The organism is Salinibacter altiplanensis (assembly GCF_002894645.1).
GTDB classification, from domain to species: domain Bacteria; phylum Bacteroidota; class Rhodothermia; order Rhodothermales; family Salinibacteraceae; genus Salinibacter; species Salinibacter altiplanensis.
Genome location: NZ_NCQY01000002.1, coordinates 200,120 through 222,268 on the forward strand (window position 1 = coordinate 200,120; position 22,149 = coordinate 222,268).

15 protein-coding genes are annotated in these 22,149 nt (G+C 64.0%); 10 read left to right on the forward strand and 5 right to left on the reverse strand.

Annotation, left to right across the window (positions count from 1 at the left end):
• Positions 1-9: 9 nt before the first annotated feature.
• Positions 10-3,510 carry a DNA polymerase III subunit alpha gene (gene dnaE / locus B7R93_RS00970; RefSeq protein WP_103018982.1) on the reverse strand — a complete coding sequence of 1,167 codons (3,501 nt, stop codon included), beginning with the start codon at positions 3,508-3,510 and terminating at the stop codon, positions 10-12.
• A gap of 756 nt (positions 3,511-4,266) precedes the next feature.
• Positions 4,267-5,451: a DUF819 family protein gene (locus tag B7R93_RS00980; RefSeq protein ID WP_232797879.1), complete on the reverse strand. Its 1,185-nt coding sequence runs from the start codon at positions 5,449-5,451 to the stop codon at positions 4,267-4,269.
• 97 nt (positions 5,452-5,548) lie between these two features.
• On the opposite strand from B7R93_RS00980, the gene B7R93_RS00985 reads away from it, so the two are divergent.
• Positions 5,549-5,815: a hypothetical protein gene (locus B7R93_RS00985; protein ID WP_103018984.1), complete on the forward strand. Its 267-nt coding sequence runs from the start codon at positions 5,549-5,551 to the stop codon at positions 5,813-5,815.
• Between the two features lie 585 nt (positions 5,816-6,400).
• On the opposite strand, the gene lgt is transcribed toward B7R93_RS00985, so the two are convergent.
• On the reverse strand, positions 6,401-7,228 hold the full coding sequence (gene lgt, locus B7R93_RS00995; RefSeq protein ID WP_103018986.1) for a prolipoprotein diacylglyceryl transferase: 828 nt from the start codon (positions 7,226-7,228) through the stop codon (positions 6,401-6,403).
• A 272-nt stretch (positions 7,229-7,500) separates the two neighbouring features.
• On the opposite strand from lgt, the gene B7R93_RS01000 reads away from it, so the two are divergent.
• Positions 7,501-7,746, forward strand: a complete 246-nt coding sequence (locus B7R93_RS01000) for a hypothetical protein (protein WP_232797881.1) — start codon at positions 7,501-7,503, stop codon at positions 7,744-7,746.
• A gap of 57 nt (positions 7,747-7,803) precedes the next feature.
• On the opposite strand, the gene argS is transcribed toward B7R93_RS01000, so the two are convergent.
• Positions 7,804-9,492, reverse strand: coding sequence for an arginine--tRNA ligase (gene argS / locus B7R93_RS01005; RefSeq protein WP_103018988.1), 1,689 nt, complete (start codon positions 9,490-9,492; stop codon positions 7,804-7,806).
• 356 nt (positions 9,493-9,848) lie between these two features.
• Between argS and B7R93_RS01010 the strand changes: the two genes are divergently transcribed.
• From B7R93_RS01010 to B7R93_RS01040, 7 genes are all read left to right on the forward strand, one after another.
• Positions 9,849-10,628, forward strand: a complete 780-nt coding sequence (locus tag B7R93_RS01010; RefSeq protein WP_157942143.1) for a hypothetical protein — start codon at positions 9,849-9,851, stop codon at positions 10,626-10,628.
• A 104-nt stretch (positions 10,629-10,732) separates the two neighbouring features.
• Positions 10,733-11,362 carry an outer membrane beta-barrel protein gene (locus tag B7R93_RS01015; protein ID WP_103018990.1) on the forward strand — a complete coding sequence of 210 codons (630 nt, stop codon included), beginning with the start codon at positions 10,733-10,735 and terminating at the stop codon, positions 11,360-11,362.
• A 217-nt stretch (positions 11,363-11,579) separates the two neighbouring features.
• The gene (locus B7R93_RS01020; RefSeq protein WP_232797883.1) at positions 11,580-11,930 is read left to right on the forward strand and encodes a cupin domain-containing protein; all 351 of its coding nucleotides are present in this window, start codon (positions 11,580-11,582) and stop codon (positions 11,928-11,930) included.
• A gap of 82 nt (positions 11,931-12,012) precedes the next feature.
• The gene (locus tag B7R93_RS01025; protein ID WP_103018991.1) at positions 12,013-13,383 is read left to right on the forward strand and encodes an AAA family ATPase; all 1,371 of its coding nucleotides are present in this window, start codon (positions 12,013-12,015) and stop codon (positions 13,381-13,383) included.
• Between the two features lie 548 nt (positions 13,384-13,931).
• Positions 13,932-14,792 (forward strand): sulfurtransferase, encoded by an 861-nt coding sequence (locus B7R93_RS01030; RefSeq protein WP_103018992.1) that lies wholly within the window; start codon positions 13,932-13,934, stop codon positions 14,790-14,792.
• A gap of 184 nt (positions 14,793-14,976) precedes the next feature.
• On the forward strand, positions 14,977-15,540 hold the full coding sequence (locus B7R93_RS01035; protein ID WP_103018993.1) for a TRAP transporter small permease subunit: 564 nt from the start codon (positions 14,977-14,979) through the stop codon (positions 15,538-15,540).
• 206 nt (positions 15,541-15,746) lie between these two features.
• On the forward strand, positions 15,747-17,093 hold the full coding sequence (locus tag B7R93_RS01040; RefSeq protein WP_103018994.1) for a TRAP transporter large permease: 1,347 nt from the start codon (positions 15,747-15,749) through the stop codon (positions 17,091-17,093).
• 19 nt (positions 17,094-17,112) lie between these two features.
• Here B7R93_RS01040 and B7R93_RS01045 read toward each other — a convergent pair whose 3' ends face one another.
• Positions 17,113-18,753, reverse strand: coding sequence for a hypothetical protein (locus tag B7R93_RS01045; protein ID WP_198598549.1), 1,641 nt, complete (start codon positions 18,751-18,753; stop codon positions 17,113-17,115).
• Between the two features lie 776 nt (positions 18,754-19,529).
• On the opposite strand from B7R93_RS01045, the gene B7R93_RS01050 reads away from it, so the two are divergent.
• Positions 19,530-21,947, forward strand: coding sequence for a hybrid sensor histidine kinase/response regulator transcription factor (locus B7R93_RS01050; RefSeq protein WP_232797884.1), 2,418 nt, complete (start codon positions 19,530-19,532; stop codon positions 21,945-21,947).
• Positions 21,948-22,149: the final 202 nt, after the last annotated feature.

Below are 22,149 nucleotides of genomic sequence, written 5' to 3' on the forward strand. Positions count from 1 at the left end.
AACGGGGGCTCAGTTTCCCTTTAATGCGATGTTGTCGGGGCCAAAGATGCGCTGGGCCCCGCGCATGAACTCGGCGGTTGGCTCCACGACGTAGGCGCGGCTGCGGAGGCGCTCCTGGCCCCGAAGCTCAGGGGCGTCCACGTCGAAATAAAGGGTGCAGCTCCCCTCGGTTCGCTCGCAGAGCCGCTGAAAGGTCTGAAGGTCGTCGGGCATCACCTGGTCGAGGTCCACGGTGAGGATCACTTCGCTCACCATCTGCTCGCGGACCTTCCACATGGGGGTGATGTCCTTGGCGAGCACTTTTACGGTGCCGCCGCGCACCTCCACGTTGCCTTTTGCGAGGATGACGTTGTCGACCTCCAGGTAGGGCTGCACGCGGTCGAGGATGCTGGAGAAAATCACCATTTCGCCCTGGCCCGTAAAGTCCTCGATCGTAGCGAACGCGATGGGCTTGCCGGACTTCGTGGTGTTGCGGTCCACGTCGGTGACGATGCCGCAGAAGGTGCGGACGGGTCCCCGGTTGCGGCCGTCGCCCCCGGCGGCCTGCTCGATCACCTGCTCGAGCTGGTCCGGCTCGCCGAAGTGGGCGGTCGCGAAGGCGTCGGCCTCCGCGCGGTATTCGTCGAGCGGATGGCCGGAGACGTAAAAGCCCAGCACCTCGTGCTCCTCTTTCAGGCGCTGCGACTTCGCCCAGGTTTCCGCGTCCGGCAGGCCGGGCTGCATCGCTTCGGTGCCCGCGTCGCCGTTGCCGAAGAGCGAGTTCTGGCCAGCCATGCGGTCGTGCTGCACCTTTTGGCCATAGCGCACGGCCTTGTCCATGATCTCCATGAGCTGCGCGCGGTGGCCCTCCAGGTCGTCGAGCGCCCCGGCCTGGGTGAGCGCCTCCAGCGTGCGCTTGTTGACCGTGCCCAGGTCCACGTTCTTCGTGAGGTCGAAGATCGAGTCGAAGGGCCCGTGTTCCGCCCGGGCCTCAATCAGGGCATGGATCGCCTTCTCGCCCGCGTTCTTGATGGCCGCGAGGCCGAAGCGGACGCGGTACGCGCCGTCCGGGCCCTGCTCCACGGTGAAGCGCGACTGGCTGCGGTTGATGGAGGGAGGGAGGACCTCCAGGCCCATGCTCCGGGCCTCCTCCAACACCTTGGACAACTTGTCGGTGTTGTCCATCTCGTTGGTCATCGCCGCCGCCATAAACTCCGGCGGGTAGTGGGCCTTCAGGTAGGCCGTGCGGTAGGCGACCAGCGAGTAGGCGGCCGAGTGTGATTTGTTGAAGCCGTACCCGGCGAATTCGTTGATGATGTCGAAGAGCTCGTCCGCCTCGTCCTCCGGGATGTCGTTCTCCGCCTTGCATCCCTGGATGAACTTCTCCCGCTGCTTGCGCATGAGCTTTTCCTTCTTCTTGCCCATCGCGCGGCGCAGGATGTCCGCCTCACCGAGGGAGAAGCCGGCCAGCTCGCGGGCCATCTGCATCACCTGTTCCTGAAAGACGGCGATGCCGTAGGTCGGCTCCAGAATGTCCTCCAGTAGCGGATGCGGGTACTCCACCTCCTCCCGCCCGTGCTTGCGGGCCACGTAGGTGGGAATGTTTTCCATCGGCCCCGGCCGGTAGAGCGCGTTCATGGCGATCAGGTCGCCGATCTCCGTCGGCTTCAGGGTGCGGAGGTGCTCCCGCATGCCGGTCGACTCGAACTGGAAAATCGAGACCGTATCGCCGCGCTGGAAGAGCTCGAACGTGTCCTCGTCGTCGAGCGGAATGTCGTCGATGTTGAGGTCCACGTCGCGGGTGTCCTCGACGAGCTCGACGGCGTCCTCGATGAGCGTGAGTGTCTTGAGGCCGAGGAAGTCCATCTTCAGCAGCCCAAACTCCTCCACCCAGTCGCCGTCGTACTGGGTCGTGACGACCTCCTCGCCCTTGCTCTTGGCGACGGAGACGGGCACGTAGTCGCTGATCTCGCCGGGCGCGATGATGACCCCGGCGGCGTGGACCCCGGTGTGCCGCACCGATCCCTCCAGTACCTCGGCGTACTGCATCATCTCGCGGACCTCAGGGTTGTCCGCGTCCTTGAGCGCGCGGAAGTCGGGGTTCTGGTCAAGGGCCTGGTCAAGGTCCACGCCCGGCCCGTCGGGGATCATCTTGGCGATTTCGTCGGCGCGGTCCAGCGGAATGTCCAGCACGCGCGACACGTCGCGCACCGCGGTCTTCGCGCCCATGGTGCCGAAGGTGACGATCTGGCACACGTTTTCCTGCCCGTACTTCTCCACCACGTAGTCGATCACCTTCTCGCGGCCCCGGTCGTCGAAGTCGATGTCGATGTCCGGCATCGATACGCGCTCCGGGTTCAGGAAGCGCTCGAAGAGCAGGTCGTACTCGAGCGGGTCCACGTTGGTGATGCCGAGGCAGTAGCTCACGCAGCTTCCGGCGGCGGAGCCGCGCCCCGGCCCCACACGGACGTCGAGCTCGCGGGCCGCGTCCGTGAAGTCCTGGACGATGAGGAAGTAGCCGGAGTATCCTTCATCGGCGATAATGCCGAGCTCGTGGTTGAGCCGGTCGACGACCGTTTGCGGCAGCGGATCCCCGTAGCGCTCCTTCGCCCGCTCGAACGCGAGGTGGCGAAGGTACGCGTCCATGCCTTCAAACCCGTCCGGAATGGGGTAGTGGGGCATCAACAGGTCCCCCATCGGAAGGTCGAATGAGCACTTGTCGGCCACCTTGTTGGTGTTGACGAGCGCCTCGCGCTGAAACTCCTCGGGGATGCCCGTGAGGGCCTCCGTCATGCCCTCCGAGTCCTTCAGGTAAAACTGGTCGTTGCTGAAGCGCATCCGGTTGGGGTCGTTGTAGTCGTCCCCCGTCTGCAGGCAGAGCAGGATGTCCTGCGCCTCGTGGTCCTGCTGGTTGACGTAGTGGACGTCGTTGGTGGCCAGCACCTCCACGTCGTATTCCTTGGCCCACCGCAGCAGCACCTCGTTGACGGTGTGCTGGTCGTCGATGTCGTGGTCCTGGATCTCGATGTAGTAGTCGTCCCCGAAGATGTCGAGGTACTCCTCGAATTTCTGGCGGGCCGCCGCCTCGCCCTCGTTCAGGATCATCTGCGGCACCTGGCCCTGCAGACAGCAGGTGGTGGCCACGAGGCCCTCGTGGTGCTCGCGCAGCAGGGAGAGGTCGATGCGCGGCTTGTAGTAGAAGCCCTCCAGGAAGGAGGTAGAGGAGAGCTGCATCAGGTTCTCGTAGCCGGTCTGGCTTTTTGCCAGAAGCACCTGGTGGTACCGGGTGGGGTCGGACTGGTCCTGGATGCCGCTCGGCGTCAGGTAGAACTCGCACCCGATGATCGGCTGGACGTCGGAGTTCTTCGCTGTGGTGTAGAACTCGGGAACGCCGTAGAGATTGCCGTGGTCGGTGATGGCGACGGCCGGAATGTCGCGGCGCTCGGCGCTTTCGATGAGATTGTCGATGCCGGCGGCACCGTCGAGCAGAGAGTACTGCGTGTGGCAGTGGAGGTGGGAAAAATTGGGCATACGAGCGCGAGGCGTCAGAGGGACGGTTCCGGAACGGAGAAGTACGGACTCCAACGCCCAACTAAAATGATGCCCGTTCGGGAATCAATGGATTCCTGTCGGTTTCCAGTCAAGGTTCGCGCTAACCCCCTCTCGTCCTACGGGCCGGCAGGAGGGGCGGGCACGAGGCCACAGACAGCTTCGAGAGCGAGAAAATTCCCATACGTGTCGGTGTCGAGCTGGCGGGCGGGCCTGCACGTCATCGCCCTTCCAGCGGTCGAAGCCGGCGTCCTGCATGAGGCGGGCTATGGCGATGTTCATTCCGTTGATGCGGGCCGCCTGGTCGAGGTCAAACCGGCCGGCACGAGTGTCGCGACTGGCGAGGTGCAGCCGAGTACACCCAGTGGGCGAAGCCGAACAAGGGCGCCCAAACGACCCCCTGCATCCTCTCTACACGACAAGAACTATTGGTGTGAGATCCAGCCTGACCGCTCCGCAATCGGCTATTCTGAGAGAGCCTACGCCCGAGTGATGGAAACGAAGCGCCCGAATGCTCCTGTGGGGGACCTCTTCGGGTCCGGCGAAGCGTCGAGCCTTTCGGCCGTATGCTTTGAGGAGGCCTCCGCCTCGTTCGGAGAGCCCCTTCGCTGGTGTTCAGGAGGATCCGTAGTAAGAAGCTGGTATGTTGATTTTCCCTCGTGATAGGGGCACCTTCCCCGAAACATTGGGAAACATCCGAGGACGCTCGAGAGGCACGGACCGTTCGCCACACAGCTCTCACACCGCCACCATGCTGATGAGTAGGCCACAGCCCCAGGCCGCGTAGATGCCGAGGATGTAGCCGGCCACGCCCATGAGCAGCCCCACCGGCGCCAGTGCCGGCAGGTAAACGCCCGCGACGATGGGGGCACTGGCGGCCCCTCCTACGTTCGCCATGCTGCCCGTGGCCACAAAAAAGAGGGGCGCATTCATGATGCGTGCTGCCGCCAGCAGGAACGCGATGTGGATGGCGATCCATACGACGCCGGCCAGCAGGTAGAGCGGCACGTCGAGCACCGCAGCGAGGTCGGCCTTGGCGCCGATGGAGGTAAGCAGGAGGTAGAGTGCGAAGTAGCCCATCCGCGAGGCACCAGCGTCCTCCATCTTCTGCAGCGGTGTAAACGAGAAGGCCAGCCCCGCCGTTACCACCAGCAGGATGGCCCAGGTGCTCGCCGAGATGATGCCCCCCACGGTCGGAAACCAGCCGCCCACGGCCCGCGCCACCACGGTGGCCGCCAGGGCCAGTCCCACCATCACCGCCAGGTCCGATAGCGTTACGGGTCGGTGCGTGTCCGTGGCCTCTTCCATCGTTTTGTTGAGCCGGTCCATCGCCGTGGTGTCGGCGTCAATCCAGTCGTCGAAGCGGTCCTGGTAGGCGCTCAAGAAGATGAGTACCCCCATCCAGCCGTACCCGGCCACCACGTCCACCACCAGGAGCGGGCCCAGCGTGCTGTCGGGCGTGCTAAAGCTTTGCTTCATGGCCACCATGTTGGCCGTGCCGCCGATCCAGCTTCCCGAGAGGGCGGCGAATCCTTTCCAGGCCACGGGATCCTCGAAGAACGGCCCAAAGATGGCGAACACGACCGGCCCGCCCACGATGATGCCGAGTGTCCCGGCGCACATCATGAACAGTGCCATCGGGCCCAGGCGGAGAATGGCCTTCACGTCGGCCGTAATCATGAGCAGGAAGAGCGAGAAGGGCAGGAGGTAGGTGGACATCCAGTCGTACACTGGACTCTCGGCCGGGGTTAGGCCGGCGGTGGTCAAGAGCATCGGCACGAAGTACGCCCAAATGACCGGCGGGAGGTATTTGAAGAGGGGGGCGAAGCGTTCAAAGGATTCCAGCCAGAACACAAGCCCGAGAACAGCGCTGAAGAGCGCGATGATGGCCATCGGGTCGGACACCAGGGGAGAGGCAAACACGAGGGACACGTTTCTTGGAGGAGCCTCGATGAAACTGCCCACAACCTGCCACAGCGTGGGGAAAGGGTCAATGTGTCCAATGGGCCGCCTGGGTGGAATGTGCGCGAAAACTCCGGCGGCGACAGGGGAAAATGATCAGCACCGCGCAGGGGCTGTCCTGCGGAGCACGACGGGGCGGCGCCTTTTGCGCGACGGCGCACCGCTCCAGGCCATCGATGCCCTCCGGCCCTTCCACGACGCCGTTGAGCCGACCTTCTCGTTCGTGACGGAGGCCCGGGCCCTGCTCGATGCCGCCAGTGCGAACGTGCTCAACCGGATTCGATCGCCTTCGTCCGTCGCTCCTCCGTCGGCCCCGCCATTCTGAGCTACAGAAACGGCTGGACGCGGAAGGCTGGGACAGCGAATCCCGAGAGGTTCTCCAACTCATGAACGAAAACATTCACGAGGACCAAGAGGTCTTTGGAGAAGAGATTATGGAGAGCCTTCGCCGCAGCCCATCAGTCCTACTACGAGATTGTCGCGGCCATGAACGCGGTGCTCACAAGCGATCAGGCGCGGTTCTCGGGCGCGTGGGGCGCGCCCTGGAAAAAGTGACGGATCTGGCTTTGCTCAATGACATGCAGCAGTGGCGACTGGCCAGTGAGCTTCCCCCGGAGGACGTGTCGGAGCGTGCCGTCAGGCTCGCGAAGGAAGCCCGGTCGCACCGGGGGGCGGGAGAGCTCGGAGCCGCCAGGGACAGGCCCGCTACGCCGAGGCGTGGGACGTTCTGTGGGGACGGTGCGAGCCGCTGAAGGATGAGAGCTACGCCCTGCTCGCCAAAACCTACGTCGGCATGGACGTCTAGGACGGCGTGCAGTGGGCCGTTCAGCAGGCCGAAGCGCTGTCGCCCCGCCGGTCCGTCTTTGCGGAGCACATGGCTGCGGTGCGCACCACGGCCGCCGAGCGGAACTCAGTGGCGGGCCGGAGAGGAAGACGGAACGGTTGCCCGCTGCCACAGCCACAGGCCCACCGCCACGGCGGGCACGCTGAGCAACTGGCCCATGCTTAGGCCCATCGGCAGCGTGGCCTCGAAGTGGATCTGCCGCATCTTGAAGAATTCGAGCACGATCCGGGCCCCGAAGATGAGTGTGAAGAACAGTCCCACCAGCTGGCCCCGCGGCGTGTCGGGGCCCTGTCGCTGATACAGTCGCCACAACAGCCCAAAGACAATGAAGTAGCAGATCGACTCGTAAAGCTGTACGGGATGGAGAGGAACGGCCTCGATGCCCTGTCGCACTCGGGCTGCACGTTCAAACACGACGCCCCAAGGCAGATCGGTGGGAACGCCCAGAATTTCAGAGTTGAAGACGTTGCCGAGCCGGATGAGACTGCCGGTAAGAGCGACGGGAGCGGCCAGGCGGTCGAGCAGCCACAAGAACGGCTGGTCGTCCCGACGCTGACAGTAGAGCCAAATCGCCAGCACGACCCCGATGAGGCCCCCGTGGCTGGCGAGCCCGCCCCGCTGGATCATGGGAATTTCGAGGGGATTGCTAAAGTAGTAGCCGGGCGCGTAGAACAGGATATGCCCGAGTCGGGCGCCGATGATGGTCCCCCCAAGCAGGTAAAACAGCAGATAGTCGAGGTCCTCTTCCGGCCTGCCCTCGCGCTCGAACACGTGACGCATCAGGTAAAACCCGATCAGGAAGCCCAGCGCGAACAGCAGGCCGTACCAGCGCGGGGCCAAAATGCCCCATTGAAAAATTGTCGGGTCGACGTCCCAATGGATCTGCAAGAGCATGGAGGCGATGGGAAAAGTGAAAAATCGGCATTGTACCAAGCGATTCTGCCTCGTTGCGTTCAGGGCTTTTCGCAACCTTCACATCCCAAAAGCTCGCAGTGAGAAACCTCGGTCATTTAGATCCGATCTAAATAGCCAGTAGTATCCTCGGCACCTTTGGTTCGTCCCCCATGGCTTCTTCTGTTCCCTCCAGCCCCTCTGCTCTTTTCGCGACCGACCATGGCTCTGTGAGGCGCACCACGCGAGGTCGCGTCCGCCTTCAGTTCGGCGGTATGCGTTGGACCTTGGCGGCATCGGAGGTTCCGGTGTTGCGTGACACGACGCGATCGCTGGCGAGTGAGGTGTACCACTGTGAGCGTGACTGTCGGTGGCAGCTTCGGGTGGACGGCCATCCCACAGTCGTGCTTGACTCCGACGAGGTGCTTCGGCTCGACGCGCTGCTCGACGGGGCGCTGACGATGCTCGAGCTCGATGCCATTCTCGAGGATGCGTCCATTTCCCGGCCGGTTGCGGCGTAGAAAGAGGCTGCGGGGGAGCGACAGGGGCAATCCAACTCTTTTCATTGTTCGCCCCGCTCACATTTGTCGAGGGGCAGAGATTCCGAGCACGGTGAGGCCGTTCTTGAGTACGGTCTTCGCGGCCCGTGCGAGCTGCATGCGGGCGGACGCCCGCTCATTCTCCTCGCCGATAATCTGGCAGTGGTCGTAGAACTGGGAGAACGCGGTGGCAACGTCGCGCAGGTAGTTGGGAACGAAGTGGGGAGCGCGAGCCTCCGCGGCATTCTGTAGTTCCTGGGGAAAGCGGAGCAGCTCTTTGATCAGGGCAATCTCGTCCTCGTGTGTGAGCAGGGACAGGTCGGCGTCTGCGTCGTGGGAAAAGCCCACCTCCTCGGCCTTGTCGAGGACCGAGCAGATGCGGGCGTGGGCGTATTGGAGGTAGAAGACAGGGTTTTTTTCGCTCTCTTCCTCCGCTAGCTCCAGGTCGAAGTTTAGGTGCGTGTCGGGGGAGCGCATGAGGAAGAAAAAGCGGGTCACGTCGGCGCCGACCTGGTCGATGAGGTCGTCGAGGGTGACGTAGTTGGCGCGGCGCGTGCTCATCTTGACGGGCTCGTCGCCCCGCACGAGCGTGACGAACTGGTAGAGGACCACGTCGACCCGGTCCGTATCGTGGCCGAGCACGTCGAGGGCGCTCAGCACATCCGGATAGGCAGCGTGGTGGTCGGCCCCGAAGACGTCGACCATCAGGTCGAAGCCGCGCCCGAACTTTGCGGTGTGGTAGGCGATGTCGGGCGTGCGGTACGTGGGCTCGCCGGTTTGCTTCACGAGCACCGTGTCGTCCTCTTTGCCAAACTCGGTGGTCTTGAACCAGAGCGCCCCGTTCTCCTCGTAGGTATAGCCGGCGTCGTCGAGGCCGTTGAGCACCTCCTGCACCCGTCCCTCGTCGTGCAGGGCCTGCTCGTTGGCGTAGCCGTCCATGTCAATGGTGAGGGCGCGGAGGGTGTCCTCGATGTCGGCGAAAATGGCCTGCTCCGCGGCTTCCCGGAACGGCGCCAGGTCGTCGGTGGCGAGGAGGGCGTCGCCGTGCTCGTCGTACAGGTCGTCGGCGATCTCCGTGATGTACTGGCCCAGGTAGCCGTCCTCCGGAAAGCCCGCCGGCACTTCCACGGTGGTGCCGTCGTCGAGCGTGAGGGACGTGGTGGAGACGTCTCCCGCGAGTGCCTCGTAGCGGGCCCGCACCGACTGGGCAAGGACGCGCATCTGGCGTCCGGCGTTGTTGTAGTAGTACTCGCGCGTGACGTCGTAGCCGGTCCACTCCAGCAGATTCGCGATGGTGTCGCCAAGGACTGCGTTGCGGCCATGGCCCACGTTGAGGGGGCCGGTGGGGTTGGCGCTCACGTACTCGACGAGGGCCGTTTGCCCGGTCCCATTGTCCGTCTTCCCGAACGTGTCGCCTTCTGCCAGCAGATCGGCGAGGCCCTCAAAGAGATAGTCCTGGGCAAAGCGGAAATTGACAAAGCCGGGCCCGGCCACCTCCACGCTCTGGATGCGACTCGGGTCGACGCGCTCCCGCAGCTGTGCGGCCAGGGTTTCGGCGATGGACCGCGGGTTGTCCCCGAGCACGCTGGCGAGGCGGAGGGCCGTGTTTGTGGCCAGGTCGCCGTGCTCCGGGCGGTCCGGTTCTTCGAGCTCGATTTCGAAGTCGTCCGGCACGTCGCCCAGGGCGTCGAGCACGTGGCGGATCTGCGTTCGGAGGGGATCCTTCATGGAAAATGGGGTGGGTAGACAATCCCGGTGACAGATTGCTAAGCTATGGACTTGGGGGACGTTCTGAAAGGGGGAAGGATGCGTTTCGGAGGGTTTTTTGGGGAATTGATGAGCGCGTCCGTCATCGCATCTCCGCTGCGTCTCCCTCTGAGGCGAGGCACGTCAATTCCCGAACAGATTGCGGAAGTGTAACATCCTAAAATAGGCTCTGTGTATTTGGTTTGATACATACCTAAGAAAGTAATACTTTAGAACTGTATTCAGTCCGACTCCACTGCCTGCATGTGTCCTGGGCTGCCCCAAGTCCGTCTGGACGTGAAGGTGGCCACTGTTGCGCCATAGTCCCACGTTGTCCGATGTCCGTTCCCTCGTTCCTCTTTGTACCGAGAGGCGTAGGCTCTCTGCCCCTAGTTCTCTTAGCTGTTGTTCTTGCCTCTGGGTGTGATTCAAGAGGGCCCATTTCTGAAGAACAGGGGGATAGTGTGCCGAAAGTAGCGGCCGGAGACATCTCCTGCACCGTCGTGGAGCCCTTCGGAGCAGCAGCGTCTCAATTTGACTACTCCGACTCCCTCGTGACGTCGGTCTCAGAGATTGTCCCTGCCCAGATGGAGATAGGCGGAAGTGTACCGGACGGGCATGTGGTGACCGGACTTAGCGCGAGTGCCGCGGATAAGGATGGCGGGGTGGAAATTCAGGCCCTTCACCTCCAGCACCGAGAAGTATTCAGGGACGGAAGCTTGGGGCCTCGAGCGCGAATCATCTTTGCGATCCGGACGGCCGAGAACTGCGAGGCACCCCCCGATCTTGACGATCCGTTTCCACAGGTTCCCGACGGACACGTCGCAGCCGGAGTGGCGGTGCACATGGAAAACTCGCCTCACGTCCAGTCGATCGATCTCAGCTCCAGGTCGATCGGGAAGCAGGATGGAGCCTTGCGGCTGCGGGGTGCGGCCGACGACACGACATTTGGCCTGCGGAGGCAGCGAAGAGACTTCGACGATGTGGCCGTCGTAGCCCCGGGCGACAGAGTACTCACGGGTCTCGCCCTCCGGGCCACGAACACGGGCGGATTCAACGCTCGCCGAAAGATCAAACACATCGGCCTGGAGTATGCGAGGCTGAATCCGGATTTCTGACTCCGGACACGTGCCGTAGAAGGCCCAGAAGAAGGCTTGGCGACCACGGACAGGACAATTCTGTCCCGGTGAAATTATTTCTCGTACACAACCCCTTTCAGCCCATGCAACGTTCGAGGTTTTTCTACAGGTTGGTTGTTCCCGTCTTGCTTCTCGCGGGTGTTCTGCTTTCGCCTCGCCCCGCCACTGGTCAGATCGACACCAGGCTTGGACTTCGGCTTGGGGTGGCCTCCATGACGATCGACGGTGGGGCCCAGAGCAATCGAGGGCGGCGGGCCGGCCTCGTGGGGGGAGGATACGTGCGGCTCGGGGCACCCGGATGGGTGTCCTTCCAGCCGGAGCTTCTATACGTCCAGAAGGGAGCATCGAATGAATTTCGGGCCAGAGGAACGACCGTAACGGAGGTTGACAAGCTGGGGGTCATTGCGGTGCCCCTCCTGGTTCGGGTCCATGCCCCGTTGGAGACTGTATCGCCCACGTTGTTTGCAGGTCCGGTCGTTAGCCAGGTCGTGCAAAGTTCGAGTACGATAGAGGCGGACGGCTCCCGTCCTTCTAACCTTGCTGCGTCCGTCCCTCCGAGCGTGGAGGGGTTGGGCGCCATGATTGGGACGGGACTGAGCGTCGACGTGAACTCCCGGACATTCACGATAGAGGCCCGGTACCAGTTCGAGCCGCATACGGGCCAGAACCTCGGAAGTCAGGGGTTTACGTTCTCTGTGGGGGTTGAGCAATAGTCGCTCCACGAGCGGCGTGCAGCTGTGCTCTGCGAAGACGAAGATCGTCCGACTGCGGCCGCAGCGGGTCGCGCACCGGCACAGGAGAGGGAACCTTGAGGACTCATCCCCAGCCGAGCCCCACTCGGCGGGCGAGTGTGGAGCCGGGTGGGATGCAGTCTGCGGAGCCCTGACCGGCCGCAACGATTTCGGTAGGCGATGGTTGACCGAGTCCAAAATGTCTCCAATCGTCTTCGCGTATCCATCGATGCCCGTCCACTCGTTCGACGCCCTCGACCGCTCCGAAGAGATGCCCGGCTACCTGGGCGCGTTTCTGCACGGCGAGAACATGACCGTGACGAACTGGGAGGTAGAGGCCGGCGCGTCGTTTCCCGAGCACAGCCACCCCCACGAGCAAATCTCGATCGTGGTGGAGGGGACGTTCGAGCTCACCCTTGATGGGGAAACCGAGGTTCTGGAGTCGGGTCGAATCGCCGTCATCCCCCCCGACACTCCGCATTCGGGAGAAGCCGTGACCGCGTGCGAACTCATCGACGTGTTCAGTCCCGTCCGGCAGGACTACCAGTAGCCTTCCCGGAACACTCAGTCCGCCCCGATGGGTTCAGCACGACCGCGCATTGCCCGGATCGACATGACCACTTGCCGCACCGATGGCCGACCTCTTTGATGAGCAGGCGGAGCAGGCCCGTCAGGACCGCGCGCCGCTCGCCGACCGCATGCGCCCCCGTACGCTCGATGAATTCGTGGGGCAGGAGCACTTCATCGGCGAGGGGAAGCTGCTCCGCCGCGCCATCGAGGCGGATCGCGTCACCTCCGTCCTCTTCTACGGCCCGCCCGGCACGGGCAAGACCACCCTCGCCCGCATTATTGCCCACACGACCGAGGCGCACTTTGCCTCCCTGAATGCAGTCTTGAGCGGGGTGAACGACCTCCGCGAGGCGATCCAGAAGGCCAAGAACCGCCTCCGGCACCACCAGACGCGGACCATTCTCTTCATCGACGAGGTGCACCGCTTCAACACGGCCCAGCAGGACGCCCTGCTGCCGCACGTGGAGGACGGCACGGTGACGTTCGTGGGGGCCACGACGGAGAACCCCTACTTCGAGGTGAACGACGCGCTCGTAAGCCGGTCGCGCCTCTTCGAGCTGGAGCCGCTGGCGGAGACACACCTGCGGCAGGTGGCGGCCATGGTACTGACCGACGCGGAGCGTGGCTACGGCGACCGCGACGTGCAGATCACGGAGGACGCACTCGATCACCTCATCGACACGGCCAATGGGGATGCCCGCTCGGTCCTCAACGCGCTGGAGCTGGCCGTGGAGACCACCGCGCCCGACGCCGACGGGACCGTCTACATCGACCTGGACGTGGCGGAAGACTCGATCCAGCAGCGGGCGGTGCTCTACGACAAGGAGGGCGATGCCCACTTCGACACGATCAGCGCCTTCATCAAAAGCCTGCGCGGGTCCGATCCCGACGCGGCGCTCTACTGGCTTGCCCGGATGTTGTACGCGGGGGAGGAGCCGCGCTTCATTCTGCGGCGGATGCTCATCTTCGCGGCTGAGGACGTGGGGATCGCCGACCCGCGGGCCCTGCAGGTGGCCCAGAGTGCGGCGGAGGGGTTCGACTACGTGGGCATGCCGGAGGGGCAGTTTCTAATCGCCGAGTGCTGCCTCTACCTGGCCACGGCCCCAAAAAGCAACACCACGTTTGCCTACTTCGACGCGCTCGAACATGTCCGTGAGGAGCAGACCGAGGGCGTCCCGCAGCACCTCAAGGACCCGTCTCGCGACAAAGACGGCCTGGGCCACGGCGAGGGCTACAAGTACCCCCACGCGTACCGCGAGCACTACACGCCGCAGCAGTATCTCCCCAACGAGATGCAGGGCACCTACTTCTACGATCCGAGCACAGAGGGATACGAGGAACAGGTCGCCGACCGGCTGGCGCAGTGGCGGGAGCGCGACTTCGACGAGGACGTGGTGAAACGGGCACACCAATACGCCGACGACGAAGCGTAACGTCTTCGTGGATCCGGCGGGGAGGCCGGGAGTGGATCCGAGATGCTGGAACCCGTCGTGCAGATTTGAATTGTGCTATTCAGGATTAGCCAGTGATCGTCCCACGTGGCGATGCTGGCCGTCTTTCGAATCATCCGCGTTCATGCACATGCGTCACGCCGACGTGCGCAGTTCTCACCTCTCGTCCTCTGTCCGGACCCTCACTGCGCCGGTGTGTCTCTGTTCGTGTTTGCGTAGCATGATTGCGTCCTGTCGCGGATAACGCCAGTCCCCCGGAGTCTTTTTTCCGGCCCTGATGCGGGCGTCTCGCACCGGGCACTCTCTCCCTGGCGAGACCAGACTGCGTCTCGTATGGACTGAACTGTGGGATTGAACTGGCGAGAACGCAACGCTCTTGCGTCCCACTTGAGCAGAGAGGGTATCCGTTGCTCTCTCCTACAGTTGGGCTTCCAAGGACGATGGGGTCCGTGTATTTCCGTCGCCCTCGTGCTCAGTCCGACGTCCGCCCCCCCTCGTTTTCGTTCAACACCCCAACACACCCCTCAACCATGAGTACCTACGCAAATCCCGACGTACTTGTCTCCACCGACTGGGCCGCCGATCGCCTCGACAATCCCGATGTGCGGTTTGTCGAGGTGGACGTGGACACCTCCGCCTACGAGGAGGGCCACGTGCCCGGCGCCGTTGGCTGGAACTGGGAAACACAACTGGCCGACACGCAGACGCGCGATCTGGCCTCGAAAGAGAATTTCCAGGATCTCCTGCGCGACTCGGGCATCGACGACGACACGACGATCGTCCTCTATGGCGACAACGACAACTGGTTTGCTGCCTGGGCCTTCTGGCAGCTTACGTACTACGGCCACGAGGACACGAAAGTCCTGGACGGCGGCCGCAAGAAGTGGCTCGCCGAGGACTACCCTCTGAGTACCGAGGCGCCGGACCACGAGGCGGGCAACTGGTCTGCTTCGGCCCCCGACAACTCGATCCGTGCCTTTTCCGGCTACGTGCAGCAGACGCTCGACCGCGACGACGTGGAGCTGGTCGATGTGCGCTCCCCGGAAGAGTTTAGTGGCGAGAAGCTGGGACCCGAGGGCCTGAACGAGGGCGCGCAGCGCGGCGGTCACATCCCCGGCGCCCACAACATCAGCTGGAGCGAGGCCGTGAATGAGGACGGCACCTTCAAGAGCGCCGAAGAGCTGAAAGAAATCTACGAGAAGCGGGGCATCACGCCGGAGAAGGAGACCATTGCCTACTGCCGCATCGGCGAGCGGTCGAGCCACAGCTGGTTCGTGCTCTCGCAGCTCCTCGGCCACCCGCGCGTTCGAAACTACGACGGCTCGTGGACCGAGTGGGGCAACCTCGTGGGGGTTCCCATCGAGACGGGGGCCGATCCCGTGGCGGCGTAGGGCCCCGCTCCATATCCTTGAGAACGGTCCCAAGGGCCGCTCCGCTCCCGACAGCCGTCGGGAGAGGGGGCGGCCTTTTTGCATTGGGACGGTGGACGTGGGGGCCTTCGTTTGAGGATGCGGGCGTCAACCGGTACCCTTGCTGTGACCCACGCACTCCGCGAACGACCAATGCCCCCGGCACATGGACCGCTGGCTTCGGTGGGCCCGCCGCATCGACCGCCTAAACGACCGGCTCGGCCGCCTGCTCTACTGGCTGACCCTGGCGATGGTGGGGGTGGGGGCGTTCAACGCCCTGGCCCGCTACCTCGACAAGTACACGGGCCTGGGGCTGAGCTCCAACCTCTGGATTGAGATGCAGTGGTACCTCTTCAGCCTCGTGTTCCTACTGGGGGCGGCCTACACGCTGGAGTACGACGACCACGTGCGGGTCGACGTGCTGTACAACCGGCTCTCGCGTCGGGGACGGGCGTGGATCGACATCCTGGGCACGGTGTGCTTTCTCCTGCCGTTCTGCGGGCTGGTGTTGTGGATGTCGATCCCGTTTGTGAGCAACTCGTGGGTGATCCTCGAGGGGTCGCCCGACCCCGGCGGCCTGCCCCGCTACCCCATCAAAACCGTCATTCCGCTGGCCCTCCTGTTGGTGATGGCGCAGGGAGGGGCCCTCATCATCCGGAAGGTGGCCGTGCTTCGGGGCCACGAGGTCACCGATCCGACGGACCGCGAGTCCCGGCCCCGAATGGGGTGACGGGATCCCCTCAGTCCTCGCAAGGGCCCCTCCCCGATGCCATTTCCGGGTGTCAACGGCGGTCTCCGAGGGGATGCGTGATGAGTGATGCAGTGATGTGTGAAGAGTTGTGAGTACTCGAAATACAGGTCCGGGTTCACGCGTCACGAACCACGCCTCACACGACATACTCACGTAAATTTTCGAGACGCAGACGACCACTGCCCATGGGTGCCGATCTCCTCGCCCCGCTGATGTTTGCGGGGGCCCTCCTGTTGATCTTTTCCGGGTACCCCGTCGCGTTTTCCCTCGGCGGGACGGCCCTCGTGTTCATGTTCATCGGCGAGCAGGCGGGCCTGCTCAGCTGGGGCCTCCTCCAGGCGATGCCGTCCCGCATCTTTGGGGTGATGTCGAACTTTATCCTCCTCGCGGTGCCCTTCTTCATCTTCATGGGCACCATGCTGGAGAAATCGCGCCTGGCGGCGGACCTGCTCACGACGATCGGGCAGCTGTTTGGGGGGATGCGAGGGGGGCTCGCGATCGCGGTCGTGTTCGTGGGGGCCTTGCTGGCCGCGGCCACGGGCGTCGTGGGGGCGTCGGTCGTGGCGATGGGCCTTATCTCGATGCCGGTGATGCTGCGCTACGGCTACTCCGAGGAGCTGTCGTCCGGCGTCATCACGGCGGCGGGGACCCTCGGACAGATCATTCCGCCGAGCATTGTGCTCATCGTGCTGGCCGACCAACTCGGCATCAGCGTGGGGGACCTTTTCATCGGCGCGCTGGTGCCGGGCGTCGCCCTGGCGAGCCTCTACGCCCTGTACGCAGGCGGGGTGGCGCTCCTCTGGCCCGATGTGGCACCCGCCCTCCCTGAAGAAACGCGCGACATCGCGCCGATGCGCCTGCTGAAGCGCGTGCTTCTGGTGATGCTGCCGCCCCTGGTGCTCATCCTGCTCGTCCTGGGCAGCATCTTCGCCGGGGTGGCGACCCCCACCGAGGCCGGGGCGCTCGGGGCCGTGGGGGCGATGGCGCTTGCCGCGGCCAACGGGCGCCTGTCGATGACGGCCCTCCACGAGACGATGGACGAGACCCTGCGGCTGACCTCCATGGTCATGTTCCTGCTGGTGGGCTCCACGGCCTTCTCGCTCGTGTTTCGGGGACTGGGCGGGGACTTCTGGGTGGAGGGGCTCTTGACGAACCTGCCGGGTGGGGTCATCGGCTTTCTGGTGGTGGCCAACCTGGTCATCTTCCTGCTCGGGTTCTTCATCGACTTCTTCGAGATCGCGTTCATCATCATTCCGTTGCTGCAGGCCCCGGCCGCTCGGCTGTTGCCGCCGGAGTTTGGGGCCACGGCGGACGCCGCGCTCGTGTGGTTCGGCGTGATGGTGGGGATGAATCTGCAGACCTCGTTCCTGACGCCGCCCTTCGGGTTCGCGCTCTTCTACCTCCGCGGCGTGGCGCCCGATGAGGTAAATACCACGCAGATCTACCGAGGCGCGGTGCCCTTTATCGTAATTCAGGTGCTCGGGCTGGTGGCGCTGATGCTGTTTCCCGAGATGGTGACCTGGGCGCTGTGAGCACGGCCCGACCGGGCCGCTAGGCGTAGACGGCCAGGCGCCAGAGGAAGAGGAAGGGCACTCCGTACTGCGCCGCCCCCAGGAGAGACGTGCCCACGAGCACGAGCGGGCTCAGAGCCACGAGGGGCAGGAGGGTCCACGCGGGGGGATCACACACTCGCCAGTGATCGAAGAGCACGCGGAAGGAAACAGAGAGGAGGGCAAGGGCACCGCCCCCAAGCAGCATGAGGGAAAAGAGCGACGGTGACAGCGGAGCGCCCGGGCCCGCGGCGAGGGCGATGGGGGGGACCAGCAGGACGGGCCAGCACGGCCACGCAATGAGCATGAGCCCCTGCGCCCCCGAAAAGCGCATCCCGAGTCGAGCCGTTGCTACCAAGATCCCCATCCAGAGTAGGAGCCCGACGATCGCGCCCCCGCCCACAACGAGGCCGGCCAGCACCGGGTATCTGATGCCCGGTGCCAGCGCGGTTCGCACGACGGGAGGCAGGGCAGCGAGCACATGTTCGGTGACGGGCGCGGCCGCTGCCAGTTGGGCCATACGGGTGGCCGTGAGGCCGAGGCTTCCTCCCACGAGGCCCAGCAGCAGGCCGTTGGCGCCGAAGGAGGCGTCGCGTCCGTTGCGAAGGGCATCCCGGTAAAACCCCGGCGCCGCAAAATACCGGACCACGGTCTCTCGCACAAAGAGGCTTCTGGCGTACAAAAGCCCGAGTGCGGCCACGAGCCCCCAGCCCACGAGGACGAGGCCGTACGAGCTCGCCGGGGGGGAACCGTCGGGAAACGCGAAGGTGCGCTGGGCATCTGCGTAGATGCCCTGAACGACCCGCGCCGCGGGACGGGGGATTCCGGCCGCGTCGTGCAGTCCGTAGTGCCGCGCGGACAGGGGAGGCGTCGCCGCGTCCTGCCACCGGGCGACGAAAACGACAGGGGGCGCCGTGCGGGAGGAGTTGAGGAGCCGAGACAAGCTGGTCTCTAAATACCGGGCCTGGCGCTCCGCAGAGTGGGGCACCTGCAGTCCAGACGAGGCGGACGGACGCGTCCACGTCCCCAAAGCTCCAATGCCGACTCCATTCGTGTGGGCAGGCCACGCCCGCCACTGCTCTGCGGGACGCGGACGGCCCCGGAGGTCGAGCAGGGGCCGATCCACGGCGTCTTGGCATCGATCGGCGGTGGAAGCGAATGGAGTTACGTAGTAGGTCTGGAGCGACGGAGACCGGCCGTGGACACGACTCGCCCAGCGACGCAGGTGCTCACAGGTCTGGGGGACTGTCGTATCGACGCCCTGAGCAAGGCCGACGTGGGTAATCGAAGGATGTCGATCGGCGAGAGCGAGAAGCCGGGTCAGCGTGGGACCGACCCGAGAGAGTGTGTCCGCCAGGGAGGCGGCCGAGGCGTGACGGATCGGCAGGTCGACGTACAGACGCAGGCCCAGCGAATCGGCCCGGCCCGCGATCGTGTCGGGGGGGAGGCGTGTGAGCCGGACGGCCGTGGCCCCGGTGGCTGCGATGCGGTCCAGGGCGGAGAGGGCCGAGTCCGGTGGAGACGGCGGCGTCCAGACGATGCCGAGTGTGGGCGCGGCGGAGGACGACGACGAAGAGAGCGCGGATGGCGGCGGAGGGGCAGGTGCCGACGACGAGGGGACGAGGCCAAGGAGCACGCCCATCAAGAGGAGAGAAAAAGAAAAAACGGAAGAGGATGTGGGGACGAGAAAATTCATGTGTGAAGCGGCAGAACGGGACCGGTTGACCGGGTTCCTATGCTAGAGAGTGAAAGACAACGGGCCCACGAATTTCCGATGGGAGGGAGGGTAGTACACCTTGGTTGATCCGGGACATTGGCTCTGCCAATGACTCCATTCTACGAGGGTTTCTGGAACGATGAATCCAAATCTTGCTCCCCCAACTCTCTTTTTGTGCACGCAAATTTGCCGTCTTCTAACGTACGTTCGCGTCGTGGGCTTGTCCATGGTTCTCAGGGCAATCTGGCCGTTCCTTCACTTGCCCGCTTCCACTCTGGGGGGCGTGTCCGGTTCTGGGACGACTCCACGTCCGCAACAGAAGCATGATGCGCGCCTGGCAATGTCCCATGGCAATGGGGATACACCGGAAAGGCGGTGCTGAAGGCGTGGCGGTGGATGCTCGTGCTGGCCTGTTTGAAGAAGATAATTGAAAGCCGTTCAGAGAAGGGTTGACGGAGGGCTGCCGCGTCTGAGAGCCTTGTCTTCGCAGATTCCCATTTCCACGGCAGGCATCTTCAGTTCCTGCGTCTCCCGCTGTTGGAGTACCACGGGACACAAGGCGCTATGTGCAAGACGATTGTTCAGGACCAGGTGGTCCTAAGTGCCTCTTACGGCTTTTTTGAAGTGAGCTATTGAAAAACATCATGGGTCGATTTGGAGCAGCCTATTCCTGCCGGACGATGATCGTGGGGTTGGTCTTCTTGGCCGCTGCGATCCTCGCCAGGGCCCTCCACGCGCAGAAAACTGGACCACGCATTTCCGCGGTCCAGCCCGATCCGATTGTTGGTAGTATCGACTGGAGGGAGCTGACCATACAGGGCGGTGGGTTCGACGAAGACTTTGCCGTGCGGCTCCACGCGGAAGACGTGGTGGATACGGTAATCGAAGCAGAGGACCGGTTGACGTACGTCGATGCCCAGACCGTGCGGGTGCGAGCTGTTTTTGGGACTGCGGCCAGCACGTGGACGGTGCAGGTCCTCCACCCGGACGGCGTCTCTTCGAACGTTGACACATTCAGGGTGGAAGCGCCGCCGCCGAAAATCGATGTCGTGCGGCCCCTTCGGCGGACTCAGGACGGGACCTCATTCAAGGTAACCGTCCAGGGGGCTACAATGACCCCCTCCTCGACGGTGCGGTGGAACGGGAACGACCTTCCCACCACCCCCATCAAGTCCAGCCCGAAACCCAACGCGATCACCATTGGGCTGGAGGCCACCGTGCCACCGGGTAGGGTTGAGGGCCCGGGCCAAAATGCGATTACGGTGCACACACCTCCACCGGGGGGCGGGACCTCGTCCCCGACGTTTTTCACTGTGGCTGCGCAGCCGTTTTATCAGACGACGTGGTTTTATGTGGGACTTGTGGGCCTGATCATCGTGGGCGGACTGGGGCTTCACCGGCTTCGGGTGAAGCATGTCCGTGAGAAGGAGCTTGAGCAGAAGATCCAGCGGCGTACCGCGGCGCTCCGGAAGGAGAAGGAACGGACGGAGAAGCAGGCCCGGCGCCTCAAAGAACTAGACGAGGCGCGCCGGCGACTGTTTGAGGATCTTTCCCATGAGCTGCGAACCCCCCTGACGATGATTAGCATGCCCCTCCGCACCGTACTGGCCGATGGGGACGAGACGCCTCCCGATGAGAGGCAAGAACTGCTGACCGCGGCTCTCCGCAACGCCAATCGGTTGGAGGATCTGGTGGATCAGGTGCTGAAGCTTTCGTGTGCCGAGACTGGTCGTCTCTCCCTCGATCCGAGCCCAGGGGATCTGGTGGCGTTCGCTCGCGAAACGACGCGTTCGTTTGAGCCGATGGCTGAGCGAAACGACGTTCAGCTTCGCTTTCGCACCGACCCGGAGCAGGTACCCAGTGTGTTCGATTCCGAAAAGCTGCGCTCTGTGCTGGGCAATCTGCTCGAAAATGCCCTCAAATACACCCCTGGAGGTGGAAAGGTCCTGCTTCATGTAAAGCACCCGTCGGAGCAGACCGCTGTGCTTCGTGTCTCCGACACCGGCCCCGGCATCCCCGAAGACGAGATCCCCGACCTCTTTGATCGGTTCTGCCGGGGGACGGAAGCCCATGACCATCAGGCAGACGGATCCGGCCTGGGCCTGTCGCTGGCCAACAAGCTGGCAGAGTTGCATGGGGGCTCGATTGAGGTCGAGAGTGAACTGGGGATGGGAAGCACCTTCAGCGTTCGCCTTCCGGTCCAGGCCCCCGAGGCCGAGCCGGTGGACCGGGTGAGGGACGAGGACAGTGTGGAAGCCCGAGCAGACGCCTCGGTGACACCGGACGAGAACGGCGAGTTGGAGTGGGGGCGCGCACGTCCCGAGACCAGACGCGACGCCGCGAGCAACGGCGCCGCGCCTGCAGAATCGTCCCCGACCCTTCTCGTCGTGGAGGACAACGCGGAGACAGGCACGTACCTTCGAGGCCAACTCTCTGACGTCTACCACGTCCTGGAGGCCCAAGACGGCGCGGAGGCCCTCGACTGGGTTCAGGCGGCGTCCCCCGATCTTGTCCTCAGCGATGTGATGATGCCCGGGATGGACGGTGTGGAGCTGTGCCGCCGCGTCAAGAGCGACGATGCGCTGTGCGACGTGCCGGTCCTGCTGCTCACGGCCAAGGCCGGGGAGGACGCCGAGGTGGAAGGCCTCGACGCCGGAGCCGACGCATACGTCGAGAAGCCGTTCTCAATGGAAACGCTCCGTGCTCGCATCCGGTCGGTCCTTGACCGTCGAGAGGCCCTGCGCGGGCAGTACGGCCAGGAGGTGGTGATGCGCCCCACCGACATTTCCGTGACGCCGGAGCAAGAAGCGTTCTACGAGGAGGCGCGGGCCGTGGTGGAGGCGCACATCGACGAGTCCGGATTCACCGTCGAGCAATTTGCGAGCGAAATGTCGGTGAGCCGCAGCACGTTGCGTCGCCGACTGAAAGAGGCCACGGGGCAGACCCCCGCTGAATTTGTCCGACACCTCCGCCTGAAGCGAGCGGCCCAGTTGCTACGAGAGGACGCGCACCTGCGGGTCTATCAGGTGGCCGATGCCGTCGGATACGAGAGTCCGGATCACTTCTCTCGGCTCTTCCGCGATCAGTTTGACGCTTCTCCGTCGAAGTACCCCGAGTAGAAACAGCCGGCCTGTTCTGCCCCTTGTCTCTGGTTCTGTTGGGAGGCACTGTGGTGACGTGAGTCGGGAATCACGTGGTGTCCGCGCAGGGGCTTCAAAACCCCTCGGAAATCCGTCGTGACGAATGAGTCGGGGCAGACTGACGCGTATCTAAGGAGGGAGAGAAGACATCCTGTACGCGAAGGTTTGGTCAATCCCCATA